This window comes from Pseudomonas monteilii NBRC 103158 = DSM 14164, assembly GCF_000730605.1.
Classification (GTDB): domain Bacteria; phylum Pseudomonadota; class Gammaproteobacteria; order Pseudomonadales; family Pseudomonadaceae; genus Aquipseudomonas; species Aquipseudomonas monteilii.
This window is the reverse complement of record NZ_BBIS01000060.1, coordinates 25,877-48,941: the sequence shown is the minus strand read 5'-3', so window position 1 is coordinate 48,941 and position 23,065 is coordinate 25,877. Positions and strand designations below refer to the sequence as shown.

19 protein-coding genes are annotated in these 23,065 nt (G+C 58.1%); 5 read left to right on the top strand and 14 right to left on the bottom strand.

What is annotated here, in order from left to right:
* Together PM2_RS30385 and PM2_RS30380 are read right to left on the bottom strand one after the other, a co-directional pair.
* Nucleotides 1-1,498 (bottom strand): S8/S53 family peptidase (locus PM2_RS30385; RefSeq protein WP_155276341.1); only part of this gene is annotated, 1,498 nt, incomplete at its 3' end.
* Between the two features lie 3 nt (nucleotides 1,499-1,501).
* A complete protein-coding gene (locus PM2_RS30380) occupies nucleotides 1,502-2,608 on the bottom strand; it encodes an AAA family ATPase (protein ID WP_028699919.1) in 1,107 nt (368 codons plus the stop codon).
* 485 nt (nucleotides 2,609-3,093) lie between these two features.
* Between PM2_RS30380 and PM2_RS26230 the strand changes: the two genes are divergently transcribed.
* Both PM2_RS26230 and PM2_RS26225 read left to right on the top strand, forming a co-directional pair.
* On the top strand, nucleotides 3,094-3,477 hold the full coding sequence (locus PM2_RS26230) for a nucleotide pyrophosphohydrolase (protein WP_028699920.1): 384 nt from the start codon (nucleotides 3,094-3,096) through the stop codon (nucleotides 3,475-3,477).
* A 24-nt stretch (nucleotides 3,478-3,501) separates the two neighbouring features.
* Complete coding sequence (locus PM2_RS26225) at nucleotides 3,502-5,370, top strand: DUF2075 domain-containing protein (RefSeq protein WP_028699921.1); 1,869 nt, start codon at nucleotides 3,502-3,504, stop codon at nucleotides 5,368-5,370.
* A 322-nt stretch (nucleotides 5,371-5,692) separates the two neighbouring features.
* Here the strand turns inward: PM2_RS26225 and PM2_RS26220 are convergent, their stop codons facing one another.
* The gene (locus PM2_RS26220; protein ID WP_028699922.1) at nucleotides 5,693-6,373 is read right to left on the bottom strand and encodes an EcsC family protein; all 681 of its coding nucleotides are present in this window, start codon (nucleotides 6,371-6,373) and stop codon (nucleotides 5,693-5,695) included.
* Nucleotides 6,374-6,604: 231 nt separating this feature from the next.
* Entirely contained in the window at nucleotides 6,605-6,871 is a 267-nt protein-coding gene (locus tag PM2_RS26215) for a hypothetical protein (protein ID WP_028699923.1), read from the bottom strand.
* Between the two features lie 119 nt (nucleotides 6,872-6,990).
* Between PM2_RS26215 and PM2_RS26210 the strand changes: the two genes are divergently transcribed.
* The gene (locus PM2_RS26210; protein ID WP_028699924.1) at nucleotides 6,991-7,866 is read left to right on the top strand and encodes a helix-turn-helix transcriptional regulator; all 876 of its coding nucleotides are present in this window, start codon (nucleotides 6,991-6,993) and stop codon (nucleotides 7,864-7,866) included.
* Nucleotides 7,867-7,893: 27 nt separating this feature from the next.
* Here the strand turns inward: PM2_RS26210 and PM2_RS26205 are convergent, their stop codons facing one another.
* The 5 genes from PM2_RS26205 to PM2_RS26185 all read right to left on the bottom strand — a co-directional run bounded on the left by PM2_RS26205 (nucleotide 7,894) and on the right by PM2_RS26185 (nucleotide 15,698).
* On the bottom strand, nucleotides 7,894-8,631 hold the full coding sequence (locus tag PM2_RS26205) for a hypothetical protein (protein WP_028699925.1): 738 nt from the start codon (nucleotides 8,629-8,631) through the stop codon (nucleotides 7,894-7,896).
* 166 nt (nucleotides 8,632-8,797) lie between these two features.
* Nucleotides 8,798-11,191 carry a TonB-dependent siderophore receptor gene (locus PM2_RS26200; RefSeq protein ID WP_028699926.1) on the bottom strand — a complete coding sequence of 798 codons (2,394 nt, stop codon included), beginning with the start codon at nucleotides 11,189-11,191 and terminating at the stop codon, nucleotides 8,798-8,800.
* A 324-nt stretch (nucleotides 11,192-11,515) separates the two neighbouring features.
* A complete protein-coding gene (gene gabP, locus PM2_RS26195) occupies nucleotides 11,516-12,907 on the bottom strand; it encodes a GABA permease (RefSeq protein WP_016712116.1) in 1,392 nt (463 codons plus the stop codon).
* A 382-nt stretch (nucleotides 12,908-13,289) separates the two neighbouring features.
* On the bottom strand, nucleotides 13,290-14,633 hold the full coding sequence (locus tag PM2_RS26190) for an MFS transporter (protein WP_028699927.1): 1,344 nt from the start codon (nucleotides 14,631-14,633) through the stop codon (nucleotides 13,290-13,292).
* Between the two features lie 114 nt (nucleotides 14,634-14,747).
* Nucleotides 14,748-15,698, bottom strand: a complete 951-nt coding sequence (locus PM2_RS26185; RefSeq protein ID WP_025754304.1) for a 2-hydroxyacid dehydrogenase — start codon at nucleotides 15,696-15,698, stop codon at nucleotides 14,748-14,750.
* A gap of 99 nt (nucleotides 15,699-15,797) precedes the next feature.
* On the opposite strand from PM2_RS26185, the gene PM2_RS26180 reads away from it, so the two are divergent.
* A complete protein-coding gene (locus PM2_RS26180) occupies nucleotides 15,798-16,685 on the top strand; it encodes a LysR family transcriptional regulator (protein ID WP_028699928.1) in 888 nt (295 codons plus the stop codon).
* A 47-nt stretch (nucleotides 16,686-16,732) separates the two neighbouring features.
* Here the strand turns inward: PM2_RS26180 and gudD are convergent, their stop codons facing one another.
* Nucleotides 16,733-18,088, bottom strand: a complete 1,356-nt coding sequence (gene gudD / locus PM2_RS26175; RefSeq protein ID WP_019097490.1) for a glucarate dehydratase — start codon at nucleotides 18,086-18,088, stop codon at nucleotides 16,733-16,735.
* Between the two features lie 19 nt (nucleotides 18,089-18,107).
* Entirely contained in the window at nucleotides 18,108-19,460 is a 1,353-nt protein-coding gene (locus tag PM2_RS26170; protein WP_016712123.1) for an MFS transporter, read from the bottom strand.
* Between the two features lie 260 nt (nucleotides 19,461-19,720).
* Between PM2_RS26170 and PM2_RS26165 the strand changes: the two genes are divergently transcribed.
* The gene (locus PM2_RS26165; protein WP_016712124.1) at nucleotides 19,721-20,422 is read left to right on the top strand and encodes a FadR/GntR family transcriptional regulator; all 702 of its coding nucleotides are present in this window, start codon (nucleotides 19,721-19,723) and stop codon (nucleotides 20,420-20,422) included.
* Nucleotides 20,423-20,462: 40 nt separating this feature from the next.
* On the opposite strand, the gene PM2_RS26160 is transcribed toward PM2_RS26165, so the two are convergent.
* The 3 genes from PM2_RS26160 to tesB form a co-directional block, all read right to left on the bottom strand.
* Nucleotides 20,463-21,473, bottom strand: a complete 1,011-nt coding sequence (locus tag PM2_RS26160; RefSeq protein WP_016712125.1) for a zinc-dependent alcohol dehydrogenase family protein — start codon at nucleotides 21,471-21,473, stop codon at nucleotides 20,463-20,465.
* 102 nt (nucleotides 21,474-21,575) lie between these two features.
* Nucleotides 21,576-22,166, bottom strand: a complete 591-nt coding sequence (locus tag PM2_RS26155; RefSeq protein ID WP_016712126.1) for an HAD family hydrolase — start codon at nucleotides 22,164-22,166, stop codon at nucleotides 21,576-21,578.
* Nucleotides 22,163-23,032, bottom strand: coding sequence for an acyl-CoA thioesterase II (gene tesB / locus PM2_RS26150; protein ID WP_016712127.1), 870 nt, complete (start codon nucleotides 23,030-23,032; stop codon nucleotides 22,163-22,165). The genes PM2_RS26155 and tesB overlap by 4 nt, the downstream gene beginning before the upstream one ends.
* Between the last annotated feature and the right edge of the window lie 33 nt (nucleotides 23,033-23,065).

The following is a 23,065-nucleotide window of genomic DNA, read 5'->3' as shown; positions in this document are numbered from 1 at the left end:
CCTTAGTAACACCGCCAATCATCCGAAGGCTTGAGAACCATGAAAGGTCCGGCTTTTTCATCCCTGCTGGGGCTGGCCCCTTCAAGCTAAGTGAGCATGCTTGCGAAGGGACGCCCACGGCACTGGCAGTACGACCGCTGACCGTCAAAGCTCCCTCACAGTCCGCGGGCGGACATAACTTTTTTAGGTTGGAGTTTGAAACGTTGCCAATCGAAATAATCGGTAAAATCCCATACTCACGAGCAATTTTATTGATCTCATGCCCAAGAAAACTAATCTCTTTGGGATTCGCTGACGGGGCTATTTCGTTAAATGACAGATTCCATACCTTTGCAAAGGTATTGGTGGCAGCAGCAACATCTTTCAAGTAGTTAAGGAACTGATTCTGGGTTGGCTGTTTCTTCGTTCCATCCTTTGCAATTGCTTGGACGGTTGCGAACCGACAATTCAATTCTGGAAGATTTAGGTTATTGTTCCACGCATGTCCGTTACACACGAGAGATGTTATCTGATTACCGTGAATTCTATTTGCCACAAAATCGTCGATTAAAGGAGGAGCTGCCCAGTATTCAAACGGTTTGTAACTTGCAGCCGAGCGCCCTCCATCAATTACCACAACGATAGGGAGATCTTGTGGAGATATGCTTGATAGATCTGGCTCAGCGCCCTGGCCCGGAGGAGTCGAATTGGATGTAATGCTTGAGACAGGCTCAATACGATATGTTGTCCCTGACGCTGCAATCTCTTGGAGGGTATGAACTGAGTCCACCTCAGCTGAGAAGGAAGCGATTCCTGACTCAAGGTATTGCTGGCAAGCATACAGCAATACCGGATCAATGCTTTCGTCAGGCTCTTCACTTTCTGCCTTGACGTCAAATAAGTTTGAAAACCGTTCATCACCAAAAGAAATTTTCTTCTTCCGATATAGCTCTAATAAGTCGCTAACAACTGACAATCTAGCCTCCTCATTAGAGAAGGGAAGAAGCCAAAAACTAAATTGCTTGCAATCTCCTTGCCCTTCAGCCCCCCAAAATTCTTCTGCAGTTTTTCCACGAAAAGTTTCGAACGCATTGAATAGGCTAACTGACTCCACGCGCGATATATCAACGCGCTCCACAATATTTTTTGCGGTTTTCAAACGCTTCGAGATGACATCGAAGGCCTTTACATCGCTTTCCAAGAGATAGCCATCAAATGCCGGCGCCACAATTCTGCAGCCATAGTTACTGGAAAAAATGTCTTTTGGAGTCCAAGTAGAGGCGTGCGAATCGCTGAACATCCTTACGACAAGATGAGTCTTATTTGCATGGGTTTTAATTTCACCCACTTGTTTACTGAAGCTATCGAAGGCTTCTGACAACTTCGCCCTCTGAGCTAGAAGACGATTTTGTCGTACATCCTTCTCATTTTTCCCTCCCCCTTTAATTGCTGAAGGTGCCGGCTTTCTTAAAAAATTGAGCACCGGATTGATCAGCGGAGTTCCATTGTTGGCTGCCACTTTTTAGTCCTTTAAGTAACTTGATATGGTTTGTCGGCTAGTACTTAGAATTTTTGCCAAGTCAACTTGAGTAACATTGTATTCTCGATGAAGCAAGCGAGAGATGTTTTTCTTTTCAGTAATTGAAAGCTCTCCATTTGTTGGCATGGCGGTATTCCCTAGAGTGCTCTCGACAACCGCGCTGATTACAGAGCCAAGATTTATTTCTGATTTTGATAAAATGCATTTCCGTCGCGTGGCTATAGATATGCTCTCAATATCGGCGCCGCTGAGCCCTTCAGACAACTCTGCGAGAAGCTTGTTTATACCTTCTTCTCCAGAGTCTAAAAACAGAAAATGATTCCAGAGATTTTCTCTCATATCGCAATCTGGGGTCTGGAATTTGATTTTGTATGGAAAACGCCGCCAAATTGCTGGATCTAATAACCCAGAGTGATTTGTGGCTGCTATGACAACTGAGTGATCATCAAGAGAGTCTAAGCCCTGGATTAAGGTATTAACCACTCTTTTTAGCTCACCTAATTCGTGACGATCATCGCGAAGTTTCGCTACTGCGTCCACTTCATCCAAAAAAAGAATAGCATTCTTCTTGGGAGCAAAGTCGAATATCTGCCGAAGATTTTTTGCAGTATCTCCCAACAGGGATGATATAACTGACTCAAGCCTAACAACATATAATGGTCGATTAAGCTGAGCGGCTATGTGACCAGCAATCAAGGTCTTACCTGTGCCTGGAGGTCCCGACAATAAAAGGTTGAGGCGCCCTGCAAGCCCGTGTGAAATCAGCTCATCAATATTTATTACATCAGCAATAAATGTTTGAAATACATTTCTGGCATCACCATTGAGAAACAAGGGGCTCACCGGCCATTGGGCTTCCTCCAACAAAGGCATGCGTGATTTAGTGTCGACCGGCAGACTTTCCATGTACCCCGAACTCTGAAGCGGTACACCTCTCTTTCGCAAGATCGACTTAATTTTTTGCGCCGACTCTAAATCATAATTGCTTATAGATTTAGCGATCTTATTGCTGGCTGAGCGGACATCGGAATAATTAGCTTCAAGAGAGGCTTCTATCAGCGCAATGATGTCTTCCGATCTAACCTGCATTTTTACTTCCTCAGCGTATCACGTGCATATGACCTTCAATGCTAACCAATTGCACACATGTGTCAAGCAAGAAAGCCAATTATGACAAGCCTTACGTCGAATTCGTAAACCCACTGCAGCATCCATGGCTATGGAGTGAGGCTAGGAGGTCAATCACAGAACGGACAAGCACAGCTTCGGCAAGGAGCGACCGGTGTATTTGACTATCGAAAGGCTAAGACTTACCGCAAATGCACTGGCCTCAAGGTCTCCCTGCACAGTCCTGCTATCACCAGCCACCTTAATCACGCCCGGAACGCCAGCTAGGCACTGCGTAACAATCTCGCCATGTGCCTAGCTAGCATGCGAGCGCTGCAGAGTAGCCTGGCCGGCAGGTCCGTAAGGATAAAAACTACAAAAAGCCCTACGTAACAGAGAAAACTCTTACAATCCTCGGCCGCATTCCTACGATTTTTCTCCTCCATTGATACACAAGAGATAGCACCGTGAGTGACTCTGACAGCTCATCCGCGCCACTGGTTGACGTAGTGAAGCTCGCCGCATCCCTTCAGCGTTTCGCAGATGATCGCGACTGGCAGCAATTCCACTCTCCCAAAAATCTCATCCTGGCTCTCACTGGAGAGGTAGGCGAGCTGTGCGAGATTTTCCAATGGATGAGCGATGCCGACTCGATCTCCGCCGCAACAGACCCCGAAATCGGCCAAGCCATCAAGGATGAACTGGCGGATGTACTGATGTACCTGGTTCGCCTGAGCAGCGTACTTGGCATTGACCTCAATGAGGCGGTGACACAGAAACTCGCCTCGAATGGCCAGAAGTACCCCGTAGAAAAAGCCAGAAGCACCAGCAAAAAGTACGACCGACTTTGACCAACACGCACCTAAGGACAACCCGTGATCGTTTACGCTGCGACCAAACAGCAATTTCTTAAAGACAACGATAACGATGACATTGAGGAGGTGATCCTCAGGCATTACAAGGAAGCTACCGGCAAGAACGTTGGCTCCTCGGAAATCAGGTCGTGGCAAGGGTCCCTGACGTACATGGCCAAGGTCCTTAGAGATGAGGGCCTCCCGAGCGATGCAGGCCTGGCCATTGAATTGCACATTCCGCAGTCGTCGAAGCGAATCGACTTTCTACTCACCGGTCGCGACGAAAACCAGGCAAAAAAGGCCGTACTGATCGAGCTGAAGCAATGGAGCAAGGCCAACGCCACAACCAAAGACGCCATCGTCAAAACGGCGTTGGGTGGCGGCCTCATTGAGACCATTCACCCGTCCTATCAGGTATGGTCCTATGCAGCGCTGCTGGAAGGCTTCAACGAGGCGGTGTATGACAAAAGCATCGAAATCCGTCCGTGTGCCTACCTCCATAACTACGTCAGCGACGGGGTCATAGATTCAGCCCACTATGAGCCCCACATCAGCAAGGCTCCGCTGTTTCTGAAAGGCCCGGAAGAGCTCAGTAAACTCAGAACCTTTCTGAAAAAGCATATAAGTCATGGCGACAACAAAGAGGTTCTTTACGAGCTGTCCGAAGGAAAAATTCGCCCATCCAAAGCACTAGCTGAAGCCCTCGCGGGGTTGATGAAAGGCAAACCCGAGTTCGTATTGATTGACGATCAGAAAGCAATTTTTGAGTCGGCGCTTGCGGCGGCAAGCGAAGCCTCGGACCAAGCACCCAAGGTGATGATCATCGAAGGTGGACCAGGCACCGGGAAAACTGTTCTGGCTATCAATCTGCTGGTGAAGCTCACCGAATTGAAGCTGATGAGCAAATACGTCTCCAAGAATGCAGCCCCACGCAAGGTCTACGAAAGCAAACTGGTCGGCACCATCAAGCGCAGCCATTTCTCGAATTTCTTTTCAGGCTCTGGGGCATTCATCGACACCGAGCCCAACACATTCGATACGCTTATCGTGGACGAAGCTCATCGGCTAAATGAGAAAAGTGGGCTTTACGGAAACCTTGGGGAAAACCAGATTAAGGAGCTGATTGACTCAGCGAAATGCTCCATCTTCTTTATTGATGAGGACCAGCGTGTAACCTTGAGCGATATCGGCAGCAAACAGGCGATACGCGCCTTTGCAAAAGCCAAGGGTGCTGTGGTTGAAGAGCACGTGCTGTCTTCGCAGTTTCGCTGCAGTGGTTCTGACGGTTACCTGGCATGGCTGGATGACATGCTGGGCATTCGCTCGACGGCAAATCCGACGCTTGAGACCCAAGAGTACGAGTTTAAGGTGTTCGACTCACCTCAGGCGATGCATGACGCAATCAACGAGAAAAACCACGGAAACAAAGCTCGTGTGGTCGCGGGCTATTGCTGGCCTTGGTTGAGCAAGAAAGACCCCACCGCTGCTGATATCGTGATTGGTGACTACAAACGCCAATGGAACCTGGATCAGGATGGCAGCCTATGGATCATCGCTGAAAAATCCATTGAGCAGGTTGGCTGCATTCATACCTGCCAAGGTTTGGAAGTCGACTACATCGGCGTGATTATCGGGCCAGATCTAGTCGTACGTGACGGTCAGGTAGTGACATCCCCGGACGAGCGCGACAAGCACGATAAATCGATTCGCGGCTGGAAAAAAATGATGAAAGAGCAACCTACCCTCGCGAAAAGTGAAACAGACCTGATCATCAAAAATACGTACCGAACCCTAATGACACGCGGGATGAAGGGTTGCTACCTGTACTGCACCGACGAAGAGACTGCGCAGTACTTCGAGAGTCGGCTTAGCCAACCTGGCAATCATTGACGGTATCGTTTGCTAGGAGCCCCTGTACCGGCAAGCGCAGGGGCAACGATCAACTGGATGACCATTTGCTTTATAGATTCGGCCCCGATTCATTTTTTGGGGACGGTTCTCAAAAGGCACCGTCCATCGGAATCCAGACCACGCAGAGTTCCAACTGGTATTCCAAGCAAGTTGAGCAAAAAATTATTTACCAGCAAAAACAGACAGATACCGACCGGTTTCAAATTACCCCGGCCCCCTTGCCTACCAGACGACCCACCCTGCAAAAACGATACCACTGAGCTTTATTTCAAGCCTATCCACACAACTCAAACACCGCCCACTACTCCGCAACAACCTCCTCCTTAACACTCAACCGAAACGCATCCCGAGCCGTTTTCCCCACATACTTAGTAAGCGCATAGTTCGCCGTCCCTCCCACCACAACTCCAATCCCAAACGGAATGACCTTCGCTGCAGCCTTCTGGGTAAACGAAATCCCAATCTTCGCAAACAAGTCCTTGATCACCACAAGCACCGGCCCTGTCAGGTACTTTTTGACCATGCGTACCCCCGCTTTGCTAGCGATTCTGGTCGTTCCCGCAGACCCCATCTGCTCCAGCGAACCGTACAACGCAATAATGTACGACATGTGCTTAGCATCTTCGTTGGACATCTTGCCGTTGATCGCCACTGCAAGGCACATGGTCATATCAATCTGCAGCTTCATGCACACTGAAATATCCGCCAGCCCTCCGCCCACTGCGCTCACGGCGGTGCCGATCCCAGGGATAACACCTGGAAGTGCGGTGGCAGCACCGGATGTGGCGGCCAGCTTCGAGTACCGGCTGATGATCTTGTCTACAACCACGTCCTCAATTTTCTGCTCGGTTGCAGACGGCGAGGCGTTGCGGGCTTGAGCCTGGTACTGAGCGACCAGCTCCCGTGCATCCTGAGGACTGATGGCAATGGCTTCTACCATCTTCATCAGTGATGAGCTGCTTTCTGCTTTTTCGGTGGTCATACCAGATTCCGTTCGAGAAGTTGTTGGTCCGCTACCTGTACCAGGCTTAGTGGGGACCAAGGCTGAAAAGGTCGATATCAAAACTGTTTTCAATAATGGCATTTGGCCATAGTTCTGGCTAGCATCATTACCGTGTTCACTTGCGCTGCTATGATCAAAACCGCGCTATCAAGGGTGGTGCAGCTCAGTGTATTTCCAGCGGCAGGCAGTCGCTGCCCCCCTCAATGTTACTCATACTTGCCGCCCATCCCCGAAGGCTAGGTCCTGCAAGATCACCACCTTCCTCTGCAATTGCCCCACATGCTCCCTCTCCGCCCGCACCGCCGCCCTCAGCTCCCGGTTCTCCATCTCCCAAATCTGCAACCAGCGCAAATCCTTCTGGCAGTGCTCCACCTTCTTCCCAAGCTCACCCAGCCTCAACCCCTGCTGAACCAGCACCAGCAGAATGATCCCCATCGCCACCAGGGCCCCCGTCGCAACCACTTCCGGCATTGTCATACTCATGTCCTTTGCAGCCCCCGATGTATTCCGAAGACGAGCCAAAGATATGTAATGCAAAACTACACGTCCAGAATGTAGACTTATACAGGTAAAGTAATCGCGCACATGGAGAGGGTATGAAACGCAAGCAATCCATCGAGCAGGTACGCTGGGACTTGGCACTTCGCTATCGCCTGATCGAAACTGTTGCCTGGTGGGAAGGCCGGCTGACCACGGGCCACCTGATGCAGAGCTTTGGCATCAGCCGCCAGCAAGCGTCGAAGGACATCAACACCTACATCACCGAGCATGCGCCCGAAAACTTGACGTATGACAAGCAGATCAAGGGCTATGTACCTAGCGGACAGTTCGAGCCGCTATTCATCGACAACAGCGCCAGCGCCTATCTGCACCTGCTGTATCAGAACAATGAACGCGCCCCGCACATCGACGGGTTGGCGCTGGCTTATGCGCATACTCGGGTGCTGGAAGTGCCTGATCGCCCCATTCGGCCCGAGGTGCTACGCCCTTTGCTCAAGGCCTGCCGTGAAGGCCGGCGGCTGGAAACCGAATACGTGTCCTTCAACACCCCCAACGTCGAGGTGCGCCTGATCGCCCCGCACACGCTGGTGTACACCGGCATGCGCTGGCATGTGCGGGCCTACTGCGAAAAGAACGGTCAGTATCGCGACTTCGTGCTCAGCCGCCTGCGTGGGCAACCAGACTTGCTCGACGCCTCGCCGAACACCCGCGAGCAGGATGAAGACTGGAATGTCGAGGTGCCGGTTATCTTCGCGCCGGATGAGCGGCTGAACGCGGCGCAGAAGGCAATCATCGAAACCGACTTCGGCATGACGGATGGGCGGTTGGTAGTGCCCAGCCGCAGGGCGCTGGTGAAGTACGTGTTACAGCGGTACCAAATTGACCACCGCAACATGGCGGTACTGCCCGAAGCCCAGCAGCTGGTGGTAAGCAACCTCAAGGAACTGAAGCCGTGGCTGATGAATGACTAATGCCTGAATGCCGGGGTTATCTCCGGCTTACTTGCGCAGTAGTTCGTGCCTGAAGCGCGCTTCCAGCGAGGGTATTTCAAGCAGCACGTCTTCGTCTTCCCATACGTCGTAGGAGTGTTCCATCTCGATGTCGCCGGCCATGAAATTTTCATCGAAAGGGGCATCTTCATCGATTTCCTCGTAGAGCGACGTGGTGTACCCCTTGATCCAGAGCTTGCGCTTTTCGGCACTGATCACATAGCCGGAGGTGTACTCGCTACCCAGCAAACGCTGGGGTTCTGCCGAACCTTTGCGAGCAAGGCCGGTAACTGCAATGACCAGATGCGCCAGTTCATCCATGTCTGGGCAGACGAACTCGTGAAACGCGGGCCAAAACTCCATATCAGCCTCAGAAGCTCGCCAGCCCTTCGCGTCGTTGACCTCGCTGAGGTCTTCGTAGGGGTGCGAATGAAAGGTGCCGATAAGCTCCAGTTGCGGCCAGTACTCTGCAAAGAAATCGCGCTTCATCGCGATGGATGCAAAATCGGGCTTTACCCATTCCGAGTGTCTGAGTGCAGACGTTTCGACCGTTGCTACAACCGCAACCAAGCGCGCAGGCTGGTTGTTGCGCACGGGCAAGGCATACCCCCACAGCAAACCGAATGTTTCGAGCTTTTTGTTGCTCTTGCCTCGCGCGTGCGACCTGTGCGACACCTCGTACGCTTCGATTGCCGAGGTGAGCAACTGTGGTAGGACGTGATCCTCAATAATTACCTGTGTGCGCATTTAGTCCTTCCTGGGGATTGTTGCTGGTCTTTACCGTTCCATGAGTGCCCAGGACACTACCCAGGCGAATAATGGCAATTCGCCTTAATCTTACCTCGTTCAGTTGTTTGAAGTGCGGTAGAGGCGGGCTGACTTCCCCAACAGCCACCCGCCCCAGACCCAGGCCTTACCAGCTATAACTCAACTTGGCCGTAACCTCCCGCCCCGGGTTGTAGTAGTTAGCCGTCCCCGACCCCACCACATGCTGCTCGTCAAACAGGTTGCTCACATTCAGCGCAAGGTCTGTCCCCTTGGCAATCTTGTAGTTCAGCGCCGCGTCAAACAGTGTGGTGCCGTCGCTTTTCTTGGTGTTGGCAGCATCCATGTAATAGCCACCTACGTACCGAGCCCCCAGACCAACGCTCACATCCGTGTTGGCAATGTCGTAGTAGCTCCACAGCGAGGCCGTATGCTTCGGCGCCACGGTGAATTCCTTGCCCTTGAGCGAAGTGCCGTCATACAGCGCGCCGCGCAGCACCTCCGTTTCCATGTAGGAATAGGCACCGATCAGGCTGAGGTTTTGCGTGACTTGCGCCTTGGCTTCCAGGTCCAGGCCACGTGCCCGTGACTCACCCACCGTCTGCTGCTCGATGATGCCGCTCGGCAGCACGACGGCGATAGTGACGTTTTCCTGGGTCAGGTCATAAACGGCAGCAGAGAACAACGCATCCATGCCCAGTGGCGAGTACTTCACGCCCACTTCGTACTGCCTGCCGGTCTGCGGCGTTACGCCAACCTGCGGAGGCGAAACCGACTCCACCATGCTCACGTAAGTGGAAACTTCATCGTTGACGATGTACGTCAGCGCGCCACGGTAGGACGTTTCAGAGAAGTTGTCGCTTTGCTTGTTCACCCCGCCAACGTACTCCGTGCTGGACAGGTCCATGGAGTCATTACGCACACCCGCTGTTGCGATCAGGCGGTCGTAGAAGGACAGGTTCTGCTGCAGGAACACGGCCTTGGTGGTGGCGTCGTTTTTCTTGCGGGTATAGGGCGTAACACCGCCCGGCACGCCGGTGAATACCGGGTTGGCGATATCGATGGAGGGGGCCAGGCTGTAGACGGAGCTCTGTTTGGTGGTCGAGTCGAGGTATTCCACACCCACCAGGGTGCTGCTGTCGATGTGCTCGAACTGGGCATCGTATTGCAGCATCAGGTTACCGTTGAGCTGGTCGGCATCGCTGTCAGTCCCGAATACATAGCGCGGTATGGTGGTACCCACCCGCGAAGCGCTGTCGCTCAGGTAGACATAGCCAAAGTCATCGCTCAACTCGCTGTAGCGCAGGTTACTGCGCAGCGTAAAGCCGTTGTCGAAGTCGTGGGTGATGTTGCCGCTGAGGCTGGTGCGCTCGACATCGTGGAAGTTGTAGCCGGGCTCGCCGTAGAAATCGCTGCGGTCGTATTCCTTGTCCAGTGGGTAGCCACCGCTGTTTGGCGAGCTGTTGGTCTTCAGGTAGTCGAGGATCACCGTGGCCGAGGTGAAGTCGGTAGGTGCCCAGGTCAGCCCACCCATCACGAAGCGGTTGTCGTCCTGCGAATGGTCGTACTCGCGGTCGCTGTTCTGCATCTTGGCTGTGAAGCGGCCGGCCAAAGTCTGTTCGTCATTCAGGGCGTCACCCACATCGATGCCGGTCTCGGCATGGTCATAGGAGCCATAGGTCACGTAACCCTGGCCAAACTTTTCGAAGCGCGGCTGCTTGGTCACGAAGTTCAACGAGCCACCCGGGTCTGCCGGGCCGAACAGGGTGGAGTTGGCGCCTCGCAGAATTTCGATGCGCTCGTATGCGTAAGGGTCTTCGCGCACACCCCGCATCGAGCTCAAGGTCAGGCCGTCACGGTACGTGGTGGCCTGAAAGCCGCGAATCTGGAAGTAGTCGTTGCGGTCGTCCGAGCCGTAGAAGTCGCTGACCACGCCAGGGGTGTATTGCAGCGCCTCTTCCGTGGTGCTGACACTGCGCTGCTGCATTTCCTTGTTGGTGACCACAGACACCGAAGCTGGCGTGTTGAGGATGCTGGTCGCCACCTTGCCACCTACCCACAGTTCCTTGGCAACCACCGAGTTAATGTCGTCATCGGCACTGGCCTTGACCTTGGAGTTGATGATGATGGGCGCAAGGCGATAGTCCTCAGTCGCACCCAGCTCCAGCGGGCCGGCAGGTTTTGGCTGCGGCACCACCAGGTAGGCAGCAGGGCCTTGCTGTTCAAGCTGCAACTCGGTCCCTTGCAGCAACGACGACAATGCCGACTGGGTATCCAGCGCGCCCTGCACCCCTTGGGTGTTGCGGTTGGCCACGTTCTGCGCTTCGAAAGAAAGGCTGATCCCCGCCTCCCGCGCAAAGCGGTCAAGTGCCGGTGCCAGCGGGCCGGCGGGAATGTTCCACTGCTTGAGCGGGCTGCTGTGTTCAGCGCTCGAAGGCTGCGCCAACGACGGTAGCGCGTAAGTGCTGACAACCAGACCAAAGAGTGCCGCGTGTAGGGCACGATTCAATGGGGTGCGCTGTGAAACCGGGGTAAAACTCATTCTCTCGCTCCGTGTCGGGGGTCGGCTGACTGGCCTGTAATCCGGCCTTATCTACACAAGCCGAACGAGAATGAGAAATTACCTCATTTATTTTTACTGGAGTTCACGCTCCGCCACTACACCCCGACTGCAGCACGGAAATGCGGCCGGATTTCGACATTGAATGAGCCGCAGACGACATCTGGAACATGAACCCCTAGCCAGAAATGCAGGCACAAAAAAACCGGACATTGATCCGGTTTTTTGTGCCTGCCAACACCGACAAAAGCCGGTGAACTCACGCGCTATCGCCAGGGCAATTGCCTTACTGCCAGGTGAACTCAATCACCCCATCGAACGCGCCCCCACCGGTTGCGCATGGCCCCGCGAAGTCACGATCCCCAGGAAGGAAATCACGATCGCCAGGCCCAAGGTCGAACTCACTTCCGCCCGGTGCTCAGGCGTGTACATCATCACCGCCAGTGCCCCGGCGATGAAGATGATCACCGCCCAGGTCATGTACGGGAACAGCCACATACGGAACTTCAGCTCGGTGTTCTCCCGCTCCAGGCGGCGGCGCATGCGCAGCTGCGAGATGGCGATGACCATGTACACCAGCAGGGCGATGGCGCCAGAGCTGGCCAGCAGGAACTCGAACACGCCCTTCGGCGCGAAGTAATTGAGGATGGCGATGGCCGCGCCGATCAGGGTGCTGCCAAACACTGCAGCCCGTGGCACGCCAACCTTGGAGGTCTTGTTGAGGAAGGCCGGGGCGTCACCGCGCTTGGCCAGCGAGTACATCATGCGCGAAGCAATGTAGATCGACGAGTTCATGCAGCTGGTCACGGCCACCAGCACCACCAGGTCGACCATGAACGCCGCATTGGGGATGTTCATGATTTCCAGCGCACGCTGGTACGAGCCCACCACGGCCAATTGCGGGTCGTTCCATGGCACCACCGAGATGATCACGAAGATCGACAGGATATAGAAGGTGCTGATACGCCAGATCACCGAGCGGGTGGCCTTGGCAATGTTGCGCGACGGGTCGCTGGACTCGGACGCAGCGATGGTCACCGCCTCGGTGCCGATGAAGCTGAACATCACGGTAATGAACGCGCCCACCACTGCCGACCAACCCTTCGGCGTAAAGCCGCCGTGCTCGGCCATCAGGCTGCTCAGGCCGCTGACCTCGCGGTTAGGCAGCCAGCCCATCAGCGCGGCAAAGCCCAGGCCGATGAAACCCAAAATCGCCGTTACCTTGAGAATGGCGAACCAGAACTCGAACTCACCGTACTTGGCCACGCTGAACAGGTTGGTGCCAGCGAGCAGCAGTACCGAGGCCAGGGCGAAGATCCAGCTGTCCACCTGCGGGAACCAGGCGTTCAACACATGCCCGGCGGCCAGCGCTTCGATAGGGATCACCAACACCCAGAACCACCAGTACAACCAGCCGATGGTGTAGCCGGCCCAACGGCCGATGGCCTGGTCGGCATAGGTGGAAAACGACCCGGTGTCAGGGTGCGCCACGGCCATTTCGCCGAGCATGCGCATAACCAGAACCACCAGGGTCCCGGCCACGAAATAGGAAATTATGGTAGCTGGCCCGGCCGCCGCGATGGCATGGCCAGAGCCTACGAAAAGTCCGGCGCCGATGATGCCGGCGATGGACAGCATCGTTACATGACGTGGCTTGAAACCTTGTGCAAGGTTGCCATCAGATCCCACGGTGTTCATTGATGTTGTTCTCTTTTTGCTGACACAAGGATGGACGGGCAGGCGTAGGCGAAAATATCTCCTTTCAAATCAATAAGTCGACAGGTTGCTCGCGCGCTGTTGTTGATCTTTGGCACGCATCACAGAGCAAGGTGTCATTGCGGTTCGGGCTTCATTTAAGCCCCGCAAGGCTGTGGGAAATTACACGAGAACGCCCCGGAACTGTTCGATCACGACAGGGCAATTCCATTAACGCCAGATGTCGCGAACGGCATGCCCGATCGCGCCATCGGGCCGTCTGAAGCTTTTGTTTTTCATTTGAATGTGCCAACGGGTCTGGCCACGTTTGAGCGCCCACAAAAAAGCCCCGGTCTCCCGGGGCCTCTGTTGCCAAGGCGTCTGCCTACGCCTGCCCGGTGCGCTCGAAGCGTCGGGCCAGCAACAGGTAAGCGAAGATCCCCAGCACGCCATGGGCGGCCACGAACCAGAGTGCGTTATGGAACGAGCCGGTGCTGGCCACCACATAACCGATCACCAGCGGGGTGACGATACCGGCAACGTTGCCGATGCCATTGAACACACCGCCGCACAGGCCAACCATCTTTTTCGGCGCCACATCCGACAGCACCGCCCAACCCACCGCTGCCAGGCCCTTACCGAAGAAGGCCAGGGTCATCATGGCAATCACCGCCGCGTTGCTATCCATGTAGTTGGCCAACACCAGGCTGGTGGACAGCGCCATGCCAACGATGAACGGGGTCTTGCGCGCTCTGGACGGATGCACGCCACGGCGGATCAGCCAATCGGAAATGAACCCGCCAAGGATGCCGCCCGTGAAACCACAGATGGCCGGCAACGCAGCCACCCAGCCTGCCTCCATGATGGTCATGCCACGGCCCTTGATCAGGTAGATCGGGAACCAGGTGATGAAGAAGTAGGTCAGCGCCGTGATGCAGTACTGGCCCAGGTACACCGCCCACAGGTTGCGACTGGTGAACAGTTGCATCACTTCGGCACGGGTCGGTTTGCTTTGGGTCGCCTTGCGTTCCTTTTCCAGGTCGACCAGCGCGCCGCCTTTACGCATGTAATCCAGCTCTTCGCGGCTCAAGCCTGGCGCGCTGTGCGGTTCGTGGTACAGGCGGAACCACACCACGCTCAGTACCAGCCCCAACACCCCCATCCAGATGAACACCTGCTCCCAACTCAGCGTATGGGTCATCCACGCCATCAGCGGGGCAAATACCACCACAGCCATGTACTGCGCCGAGTTGAAAAGCGCCGAGGCGGTTCCACGCTCACGGGTGGGGAACCAGCAACTGACGATGCGCGAGTTGGCCGGGAACGCAGGCGACTCCACCAGGCCCAGCATGAAGCGCATGGAAAACAGCGCCACCGCAGCAGACACACCGGCCAAACCCATCCAGCCGACAGTCCCTTGCAGCAGCGTGAACAGCGACCAGAGGATCAGGCTGATGCCATACACGCGGCGGGCACCGAAGCGGTCGAGCAACCAGCCCCCGGGCACCTGGCCCAGGGCGTAGGCCCAGGCGAACGCAGAAAAGATCATGCCCAGCATGACCGGGTCCAGGCCGAGGTCCTTGAGCACCTCGGTGCCGGTGATCGACAAGGTGGCGCGGTCGGCGTAGTTGATGACGGTGATGACGAAGATCAGCGCCAGGACCAGGAAGCGATGGCGACCGATCCCGGCCACGGCCTGCGGTGCGGCGACGGCGGATTTGCTGTTCATGTGGACCCTCTTGCTTCTCGATGGAAGCGATTGTTCTTGTGAAGAGAAGGTGTGGCCCTTGGGCCTTTGAGCTGCTTGTACTGGCCTCTTCGCGGGCACGCCCGCGAAGAGGCCCTAGCGGTAAACCACCCGATTCGGCGGCATCTCACTCCGGAAGCAAGCCTCCAGATTGCTTAAGACCATGCCCCCCATCTCCAGCCGAGTCTGCAACGTGGCACTACCCCGATGCGGCTGAAGGCTGACCTGGTTGAGGTCACGCAAGGCCGGCGGCACCTGCGGCTCATCGACGAACACGTCCAGCCCGGCGCCGGCGATACGCTGCTCGCGCAATGCCTCGACCAGCGCGTCTTCATCCACCAACTTGCCGCGCGCCACGTTGATCAGGTAACCATTCGGCCCCAGTGCCTCCAGCACCTCGGCCGTTACCAACACCTGCCCGCCATCGGCGGAGGCAGCGACCACCAGCACGTCCACCGACCGCGCCAGCTCGACCAGGTCAGCCTCATAGCGGTAGCCCGTTTCCGGCTGTTCACGCCGCCCGTTGTAGGCAATGCGCATGTCGAATGCCGCCGCACGCCGGGCAATCGCCTTGCCCACCTGGCCAAGCCCGACAATGCCCAGGTCGATACCACTGACCCGCCGCGCCAGCGGCAGGTCGACCTTGCCCCACAAACCATCGCGCACCAGCCGTTCGCCCTCGCCCAAACGGCGCAAGGTGTTGATGATCAGGCCCATCGCCAGGTCAGCCACGTCGGCGGTGAGTACACCCGGTGTTGTGGTGACATGGATGCCGCGGCTGGCTGCATGGCGCAGGTCCACGGCGTCGGTACCGATGCCGCTGATGGCGATGATCTCCAGCGCGGGCAGCTGATCCATCAGCGCATTGGACAGCCCTTTGGCACCGCCAGTGACCACACCGCGAATGCGTGGGCCAACGTCGTTGATCAGCTGTTGCGGGTCGCGCTGTTGATACAGGCGATGCACCTGATAAGCGCTGACCAGCTGGGCATCGATGGCCTCGGGGACTGGCTGGGTCAGCAGCACTTCGATGGCATTTTCGTTCATGTCGAGCATCCGGCAGTTCGAAGACATGACTCGATGCTAGGCCTGCAATTGATACAGGTCTAATATAGATACTGGATCGAATAATTCAGGAATTGAATCATGGAGCTGCACCAGTTGCGCTGCTTCGTGGCCGTTGCCGAAGAGCTGCATTTCGGCCGTGCCGCCACCCGCCTGCACATGACCCAGCCGCCCTTGAGCCGGCAGATACAACTGCTGGAACATTCCCTGGGTGTACTGCTGCTTGAGCGTAACAACCGCCAGGCGCGGCTGACCCTGGCGGGCCAGAGCTTTCTTGAAGACGCCCGGCGCATCCTGCAAATCGCCGACTCGGCCAGCCACTCGGCACGGCGCATCGCCCATGGCGAGGCAGGCCGGCTGACCCTGGGCTTCACTGCGGTGGGGGCCTACAGCATGATCCCGCGCTTGCTGGTGCATGCCGGGCAGACGCTGCCGGATATCGAACTGGTGCTCAGCGAACGGGTTTCCAGTACCCAGGTGCACGACCTGGAAGCCGGTCTGATCGATGTCGGCCTGGTGCGCCAGGTGCTGCCCAGTGCGCGCGTGGAGTACCTGCCGATTCACCGCGAACCCTTCGTCGCCGCCCTGCCCGCCGGGCATGCGCTGGCACCGCGCGAGCGGATCAGGCCAAGCGACTTCGATGAGCAGCCTTTCGTGATGTACAGCGCCAACGAAGGGCGCTACTTCCATGACCGCATTGCCAACCTGTTTGCGCGGCACGAAGTGCAGCCGAAGTACCTGCACCAGCTGGGGCAGACGCATTCTATTCTGGGCCTGGTCAATGTGGGGTTGGGGTGCGCGGTGGTACCGGCCTCGGCGCAGGCGCTGCGCCTGGAACAGGTGGTGTTCAGGCCGCTGGTGGGGATGGAGCAGCAGGCAGAGATATTTTTGGCCTACTGCCGGGATAACCCCAACCCGGTGCTGGGGACATTTGTAGAGATGGCGCGGACCTTCTTTGAAGCAGGATAAAAGGTGATGGCCTCTTCGCGGGCAAGCCCGCGAAGAGGCCGGCAGCTTTAACGCACCAGGCAAGGCCGCTTGTTATCGAAGCTCCACCCCGGAATCAGGAACTGCATCGCCACGCTGTCATCCCGCGCGCCCAGGCCCATGTTGCGGTAGCACTCATGCGCCTTGGCCAGCTGATCCTCATCCAGCTCCACCCCCAGCCCCGGCCGTGCCGGTACCCGTACATGCCCGTCGACAATGCGCAGCGGCTCGCGGGTCAGGCGCTGGCCATCCTGCCAGATCCAGTGGGTGTCGATCGCAGTGATCTCGCCCGGCGCCGCAGCCGCCACCTGGGTGAACATCGCCAGCGAAATGTCGAAGTGGTTGTTCGAATGCGAACCCCAGGTCAGCCCCCAGTCATTGCACATCTGCGCCACCCGTACCGAACCCTGCAAGGTCCAGAAGTGCGGGTCGGCCAGCGGGATGTCCACTGACTGCAACTGGATTGCATGGCCCATCTGCCGCCAGTCGGTGGCGATCATGTTGGTGGCGGTCGGCAAGCCGGTGGCGCGACGGAACTCGGCCATCACCTCGCGGCCCGAGTAACCGTTCTCGGCACCGCACGGGTCTTCGGCGTAGGCCAGCACGTCGTGCTTGTCGCGGCACAGGGCAATGGCTTCCTTCAACGACCACGCACCGTTCGGGTCGAGGGTAATACGGGCTTCGGGGAAGCGCTCGGCCAGGGCCGTTACCGCCTCCATCTCTTCTTCTCCCCGCAGTACACCGCCCTTGAGCTTGAAGTCACTGAAGCCATAACGCGCCTTGGCGGCCTCCGCCAGGCGCACCACTGCTTCCGGGGTCAGGGCCTTTTCGTGGCGCACGCGGAACCAGTCATCCTCGGCATCGGCTTCGTTGCGGTAGGCCAGGTCGGTCTGCTGGCGGTCGCCGATGTAGAACAGGTAACCCAGCATCTTCACGGCATCGCGTTGCTGCCCTTCACCCAGCAATGCCGCCATCGGCACGTTGAGGTGTTGGCCGAGCAGGTCGAGCAGCGCCGATTCGATGGCGGTTACCGCATGCACGGTAATGCGCAGGTCGAAGGTTTGCAGCCCGCGCCCCGCCGAGTCGCGGTTGGCGAAGCTCTGGCGCATGGCATTGAGCACGCGCTGGTAATGGCCGATCGGCTGGCCGACCACCAGGCTGCGGGCGTCTTCCAGGGTTTGCCGAATTTTTTCCCCACCCGGCACTTCACCCAGCCCGGTGTTGCCAGCGCTGTCGCGCAGCACCACTACGTTGCGGGTAAAGAACGGGCCATGGGCGCCACTGAGGTTGAGCAGCATGCTGTCATGGCCAGCCACAGGGATCACGCGCAGGTCGGTGACCACTGGGGTGCTGGTGTGAACGGCGGGATTGGTCTGCATATTCATGGTTGTTGTCTCGCAGTCATCAGTGGGTCTGGCCCAGGGCCGAACGGGCCTTGAGGTCGTCAGAAGGGGCGCCCTTCGGGCGAGTGCGTACAAAGAAGATGGCTATGGCCGCCAGCACCGAGGTCACCGCCAGGCCATATAGGCCGCCCTGGATCGAGCCGGTCTGCTGCTCCAGAAAACCGAAGGTGGTAGGGGCGACGAAGCCACCAAGGTTGCCGACCGAGTTGATCAGGGCGATCACGGCCGCCGCGATGCGGGCGTCCAGGTAACCCTGTGGAATCGGCCAGAACAGAGACGACGCCGACTTGAAACCGATGGCGGCGAAGCACACGGCCACGAAGGCAAACACCGGCCCGCCGGTGGTGGACACGAACATGCCGATGGCAGCGACCACCAGCGCCCCGGCCACCCACGCCTGCTGGAACTTCCAGCGCGCAGAACCGGCAGCGAAGGCATACATGGCCAGGATCGAGATCAGCCACGGGATCGAGTTGAAGAAGCCTACCTGCAAGTCGCTGAGGTCACCCATGCGCTTGATGATGCTCGGCAACCAGAAGGTGGCAGCGTAGATAGTCAGCTGGATGCAGAAGTAGATGAGGCAGAACAGGACAATCTGGCGGTCCTTCAGCAGGCTCCAGGCCGATGGTTTGACCGCCCCCACCGCTTCGCGCTCTCGCTGCTCGCGGTCGATGGTAGCCACGAGCGCGTCTTGCTCGGCCTGGCTCAACCACTTGGCATCCTGTGGTTTGGAATCCAGCCAGAAGAACACGAAGAAGCACAGCACCACCGAGGCCATGCCTTCGATGAACAGCATCCACTGCCAGCCATGCATACCCAGGCCCTGAATCTGCATCAGCGCACCGGCCAGCGGCCCGGAAATCAGCGAGGCCAGCGCCGAGCCGCTGAGGAAGATGGCAATCGCCTTGCCACGCTCCGCACCTGGCAGCCAGCGGGTGAAGTAGTAGATCACACCGGGGAAGAAGCCCGCTTCGGCAACACCCAGCAAAAAGCGCAGCACGTAGAACTGAGTTTCGTTCTGCACAAAGGCCATGGCCGTGGCCACCAGCCCCCAGGTGAACATGATGCGCGTCAGCCAAAGCCGCGCGCCCACCTTCTGCAGCAACATGTTCGAAGGCACTTCGAACAAGGCGTAGCCAATGAAGAACAAGCCGGCACCAAAACCATAAGCCGCGGCACTGATGCCCAGGTCGCTTTCCAGGTGCGGGCGGATGAAACCGATATTGACGCGGTCGAGGTAGTTGACGATGAACATGATGACGAACAGCGGCAGGACGTGGCGCTTGACCTTGGCCACGGCACTGGCCAACGCGTCGCCTTCAGTCCGGGCAGACGGAGCGAGGGTGTCGTTCACTTGTGAATCTCCCACTAATTGTTTTTGTGCGGGTCTGAGTTGTCTGACATGGCAGTGGGATGAGCATATGCCCAGCGAAGTTGTACGACAAGATCAATAAAGTCGACAAATACGCAAAATACAAGCTGTCATAATGCCAATTTGCTGCGATCTTGCAAAAACACAGCGGCTAATCTTGGGATTGGAAACAGAAAAAAACGGCAAAAAATATTTTTATGGTTTAACTTGTCGTACAAGCACAGCAAGAAGTGGCGCACACCATGGACCCCGAACACACGCACAAACGCGGCCATAGCCGCGCCCATGACCTGGTCTCCAGCCTGACCCAACAGATTTTGTTGGGCACCTTCAGGCCTGGGGACAAATTGCCCTCGGAGAACACCCTGGTGCGCGAGCATGGCGTCAGCCGCACGGTGGTGCGTGAAGCCTTGTCGAAATTGCAGGCCTCGGGGCTGGTGGAGCCGCGCCACGGTATCGGTACCTTCGTGATGGAGCGCCAGCCACAGGCGGGGCTGCGCATCGGCGCGGAGAGCGCAGCCAATGTGCGCGACCTGCTGGAGCTGCGCATTGGCCTGGAAGGCCAGGCCGCGGCTCTGGCCGCGCTGCGCCGTGACGAGGGGCACCTGGCTCGCATGCGCCAGGCACTGGATGACTACCAGGACCTGGCGGCGGCCGGTGACAGCTGCATCGAGGCGGACCGGCGCTTCCACCTGTTGATTGCCGAGGCCACCGGTAACCTGTACTTCACCGAGATGCTGCTGCAACTGGGCAACAGCCTGATCCCCCGCAACCGCATGGCGCTGGCCGAACGCGGTGGGGCGAAGCTGGCGCGGCAGGCTTACCTGGCGAACCTGGAGCATGAGGCCGTGCTCAATGCCATCCGCCGGCAAGACCCGGATGCAGCGCGGGCGGCGATCTGCCTGCACCTGTCCAACAGCCGTGACCGGTTGCTGCCGGATTAGATGTTGTGCCCACCCGGCCGTTACATCCGGCCGGCTCACCTCACCAGGTCAGGCAAATCTTGCCGAAATGCCGGTTGCTTTCCTGGTAACGGAACGCCTCGACGATCTGCTCCAGCTCGAAGTGCTTGTCCACCACTGGCCGCAGACCGTTGGCATCGATTGCCCGCACCATCGCCTGTTGCTGCGCGCGGCTGCCCACCAGCACACCTTGCAGGCGAATTTGTCGCACCAGCGCCTGTACCAGCGGCAACTGCCCCGCCACACCGGTGAGGATGCCGATCAGCGACACATGCCCACCAATGCGCGCGGCAATCATCGACTGCTCCAACGTCGCCGGGCCGCCCACTTCAATCACATGATCGACGCCGCGATTACCGGTCAGCTCGCGCACTTTTTCACCCCAGGCCGGGGTGCTCTTGTAATTGATAAGGTGATCGGCACCCAGGGCCTTGAGGCGCTCCAGCTTGGCATCGCTGGACGAGGTGGCGATTACCGTCGCACCGGCCAGCTTGGCGAACTGCAGGGCGAAGATCGACACGCCACCCGTGCCCTGTACCAGCACCGTGTCGCCCGGCTTGAGGTGGTCATCGCTCATCAACGCACGCCAGGCGGTAAGGCCGGCTGTAGTCAGCGTAGCCGCCTCGGCGTGGCTGAAGCCCTTGGGTGCCAGGGTAAACGCGGTAGCGCGGGCAGTGACCTGTTCCCGGGCATAACCATCGATGCCGTCGCCGGGCACTCTGGCAAAGCCTTCGACATTGGCCTGGCCGTCGAGCCAGTCGGGGAAAAAGGTGCTGACCACGTGGTCGCCAACCTGGAACTCGGTGACACCAGCCCCCACCGCGACCACTTCGCCGGCGCCATCGGCCATGGGGATGCGCCGCTCGCTCGGGCCCCACATGCCGCTGACCACGGCGAAGTCGTGGTAGTTGAGGGAGCTGGCGTGCAAGCGCACGGTGATCTCGCCGGCCTCGGGCGCGGCAGCCTCGCGGGTGCCGACCTCGACCTTGTCGTAGCCCCCGCCGGGTTGTACGTAGATGGCTTTGCTGGTCATGGGTGGGTCTCCGTATCAGGGGAAAGAGTGGAGTTCAGCATAGACAGGTCAGGCCCTTTCGCGGGCATGCCCGCCAAAGGGCCCGTACAGGCGACACAACGGTCAACCCAGCATCACCTTCAATTTCCGGCAATCGGCAGCATGCCAATCCACCAGCTCCGGCCATGGGTTATCCGGCAAGTTCACCAGCACCGTCCGCGCGCCCGCCGCGCGCCCGCAGTCCAGGTCGAACCGGTAATCCCCCACCATCACCAGCTCGCTCGGCGCCACGCCCCAGGCACTGGCAATCTTCAGCAACCCATCCGGGCTCGGCTTAGGTGCGGCCTCGTCACGTCCCAGAATGTGCTCCACCGGGAAGCAGTCCGCCAGGCCGATGGCCTCCAGCGTCACATGCGCCAGCTCACGTGCATTGCGGGTGAGAATACCCAGCCGGCAACCACGCTCGGCCAACTCACGCACCAGCTCCACCGCCCCGGAGGCCGCCGTGGAGGCGAGCGCCAGGTCGCGTTCGTGCTCCAGCAGCCAGGCATGCTTGGCCGCCGCTTCGTCTGCCGGCAAGGCCGCCAGGTGGGTGAGGATGTCGTGCTCGGCCGGGATGTCCAGCGCCACGCGTATGGCGGCGAAATCGTGCACGGCCACGGTCAGGGTGCCGTCCATGTCGAACACCCAGTTGCGTACCTCGCCCAGGCTCATGCCCAGTCCTTACGGTGGCGAATCAGGCCTTCCTGGCTCGACGATGCCACCAGTTGCCCGGCCTGGTTGAAGATGCTGCCACGGCAGAAACCACGGGAATTACCGGCCCACGGGCTGTCGGTGGCGTACAGCAGCCACTCGTCGGCACGCAGGTTGCCATGGAACCACAGCGAATGGTCGAGGCTGGCGATCTGCATGTCGCGCTGCCACACCGATTTGCCATGCGGCAACAATGACGTGGTCAGCAGGCCGAAGTCCGAGGCGTAGGCCAGCATGTACTTGTGCAGGGCAGGTACGTCGGGCAGGTTGCCGTCGGCGCGGAACCAGGCGTACTTCACCGGGTCGCCAGGCTTGGGGTTGAACGGGTCGCGCTCGGTGACCGGGCGAATTTCGATCGGCTTGGCGCACAGCACCTTGTCGCGAATGCGCTCTGGCAGCTGGTCGGCCATGGCGCGGGCCAGCTCCACCTCGGTGGGCAGGTTTTCCGGGCCGACCACGTCTGGCATCTGCGCCTGGTGCTCGAAACCTTCCTCGTCGTACTGGAACGACGCGCTGCAGGTGAAGATGGTCTGGCCCTTCTGAATCGCCGTCACCCGCCGGGTGCTGAAGCTGCCGCCATCGCGCACGCGGTCAACCGAGTACACCACCGGCAGGCTGGCATCGCCCGGGCGCAGGAAGTAGCCGTGCAACGAATGCACATGGCGAGCGTCCTCGACCGTCTGGCTGGCCGCCGACAAGGACTGGCCCAGCACTTGCCCACCGTACAGCTGGCGGAAGCCCAGGTCCTGGCTACGTCCACGGAACAGGTTCTCCTCGATGGCTTCGAGGCTCAACAGGTCGACCAGGTCGTCCAACACATGACTCATTGGGGGTTCTCCTCGCAAGGCAACACGTCTCTA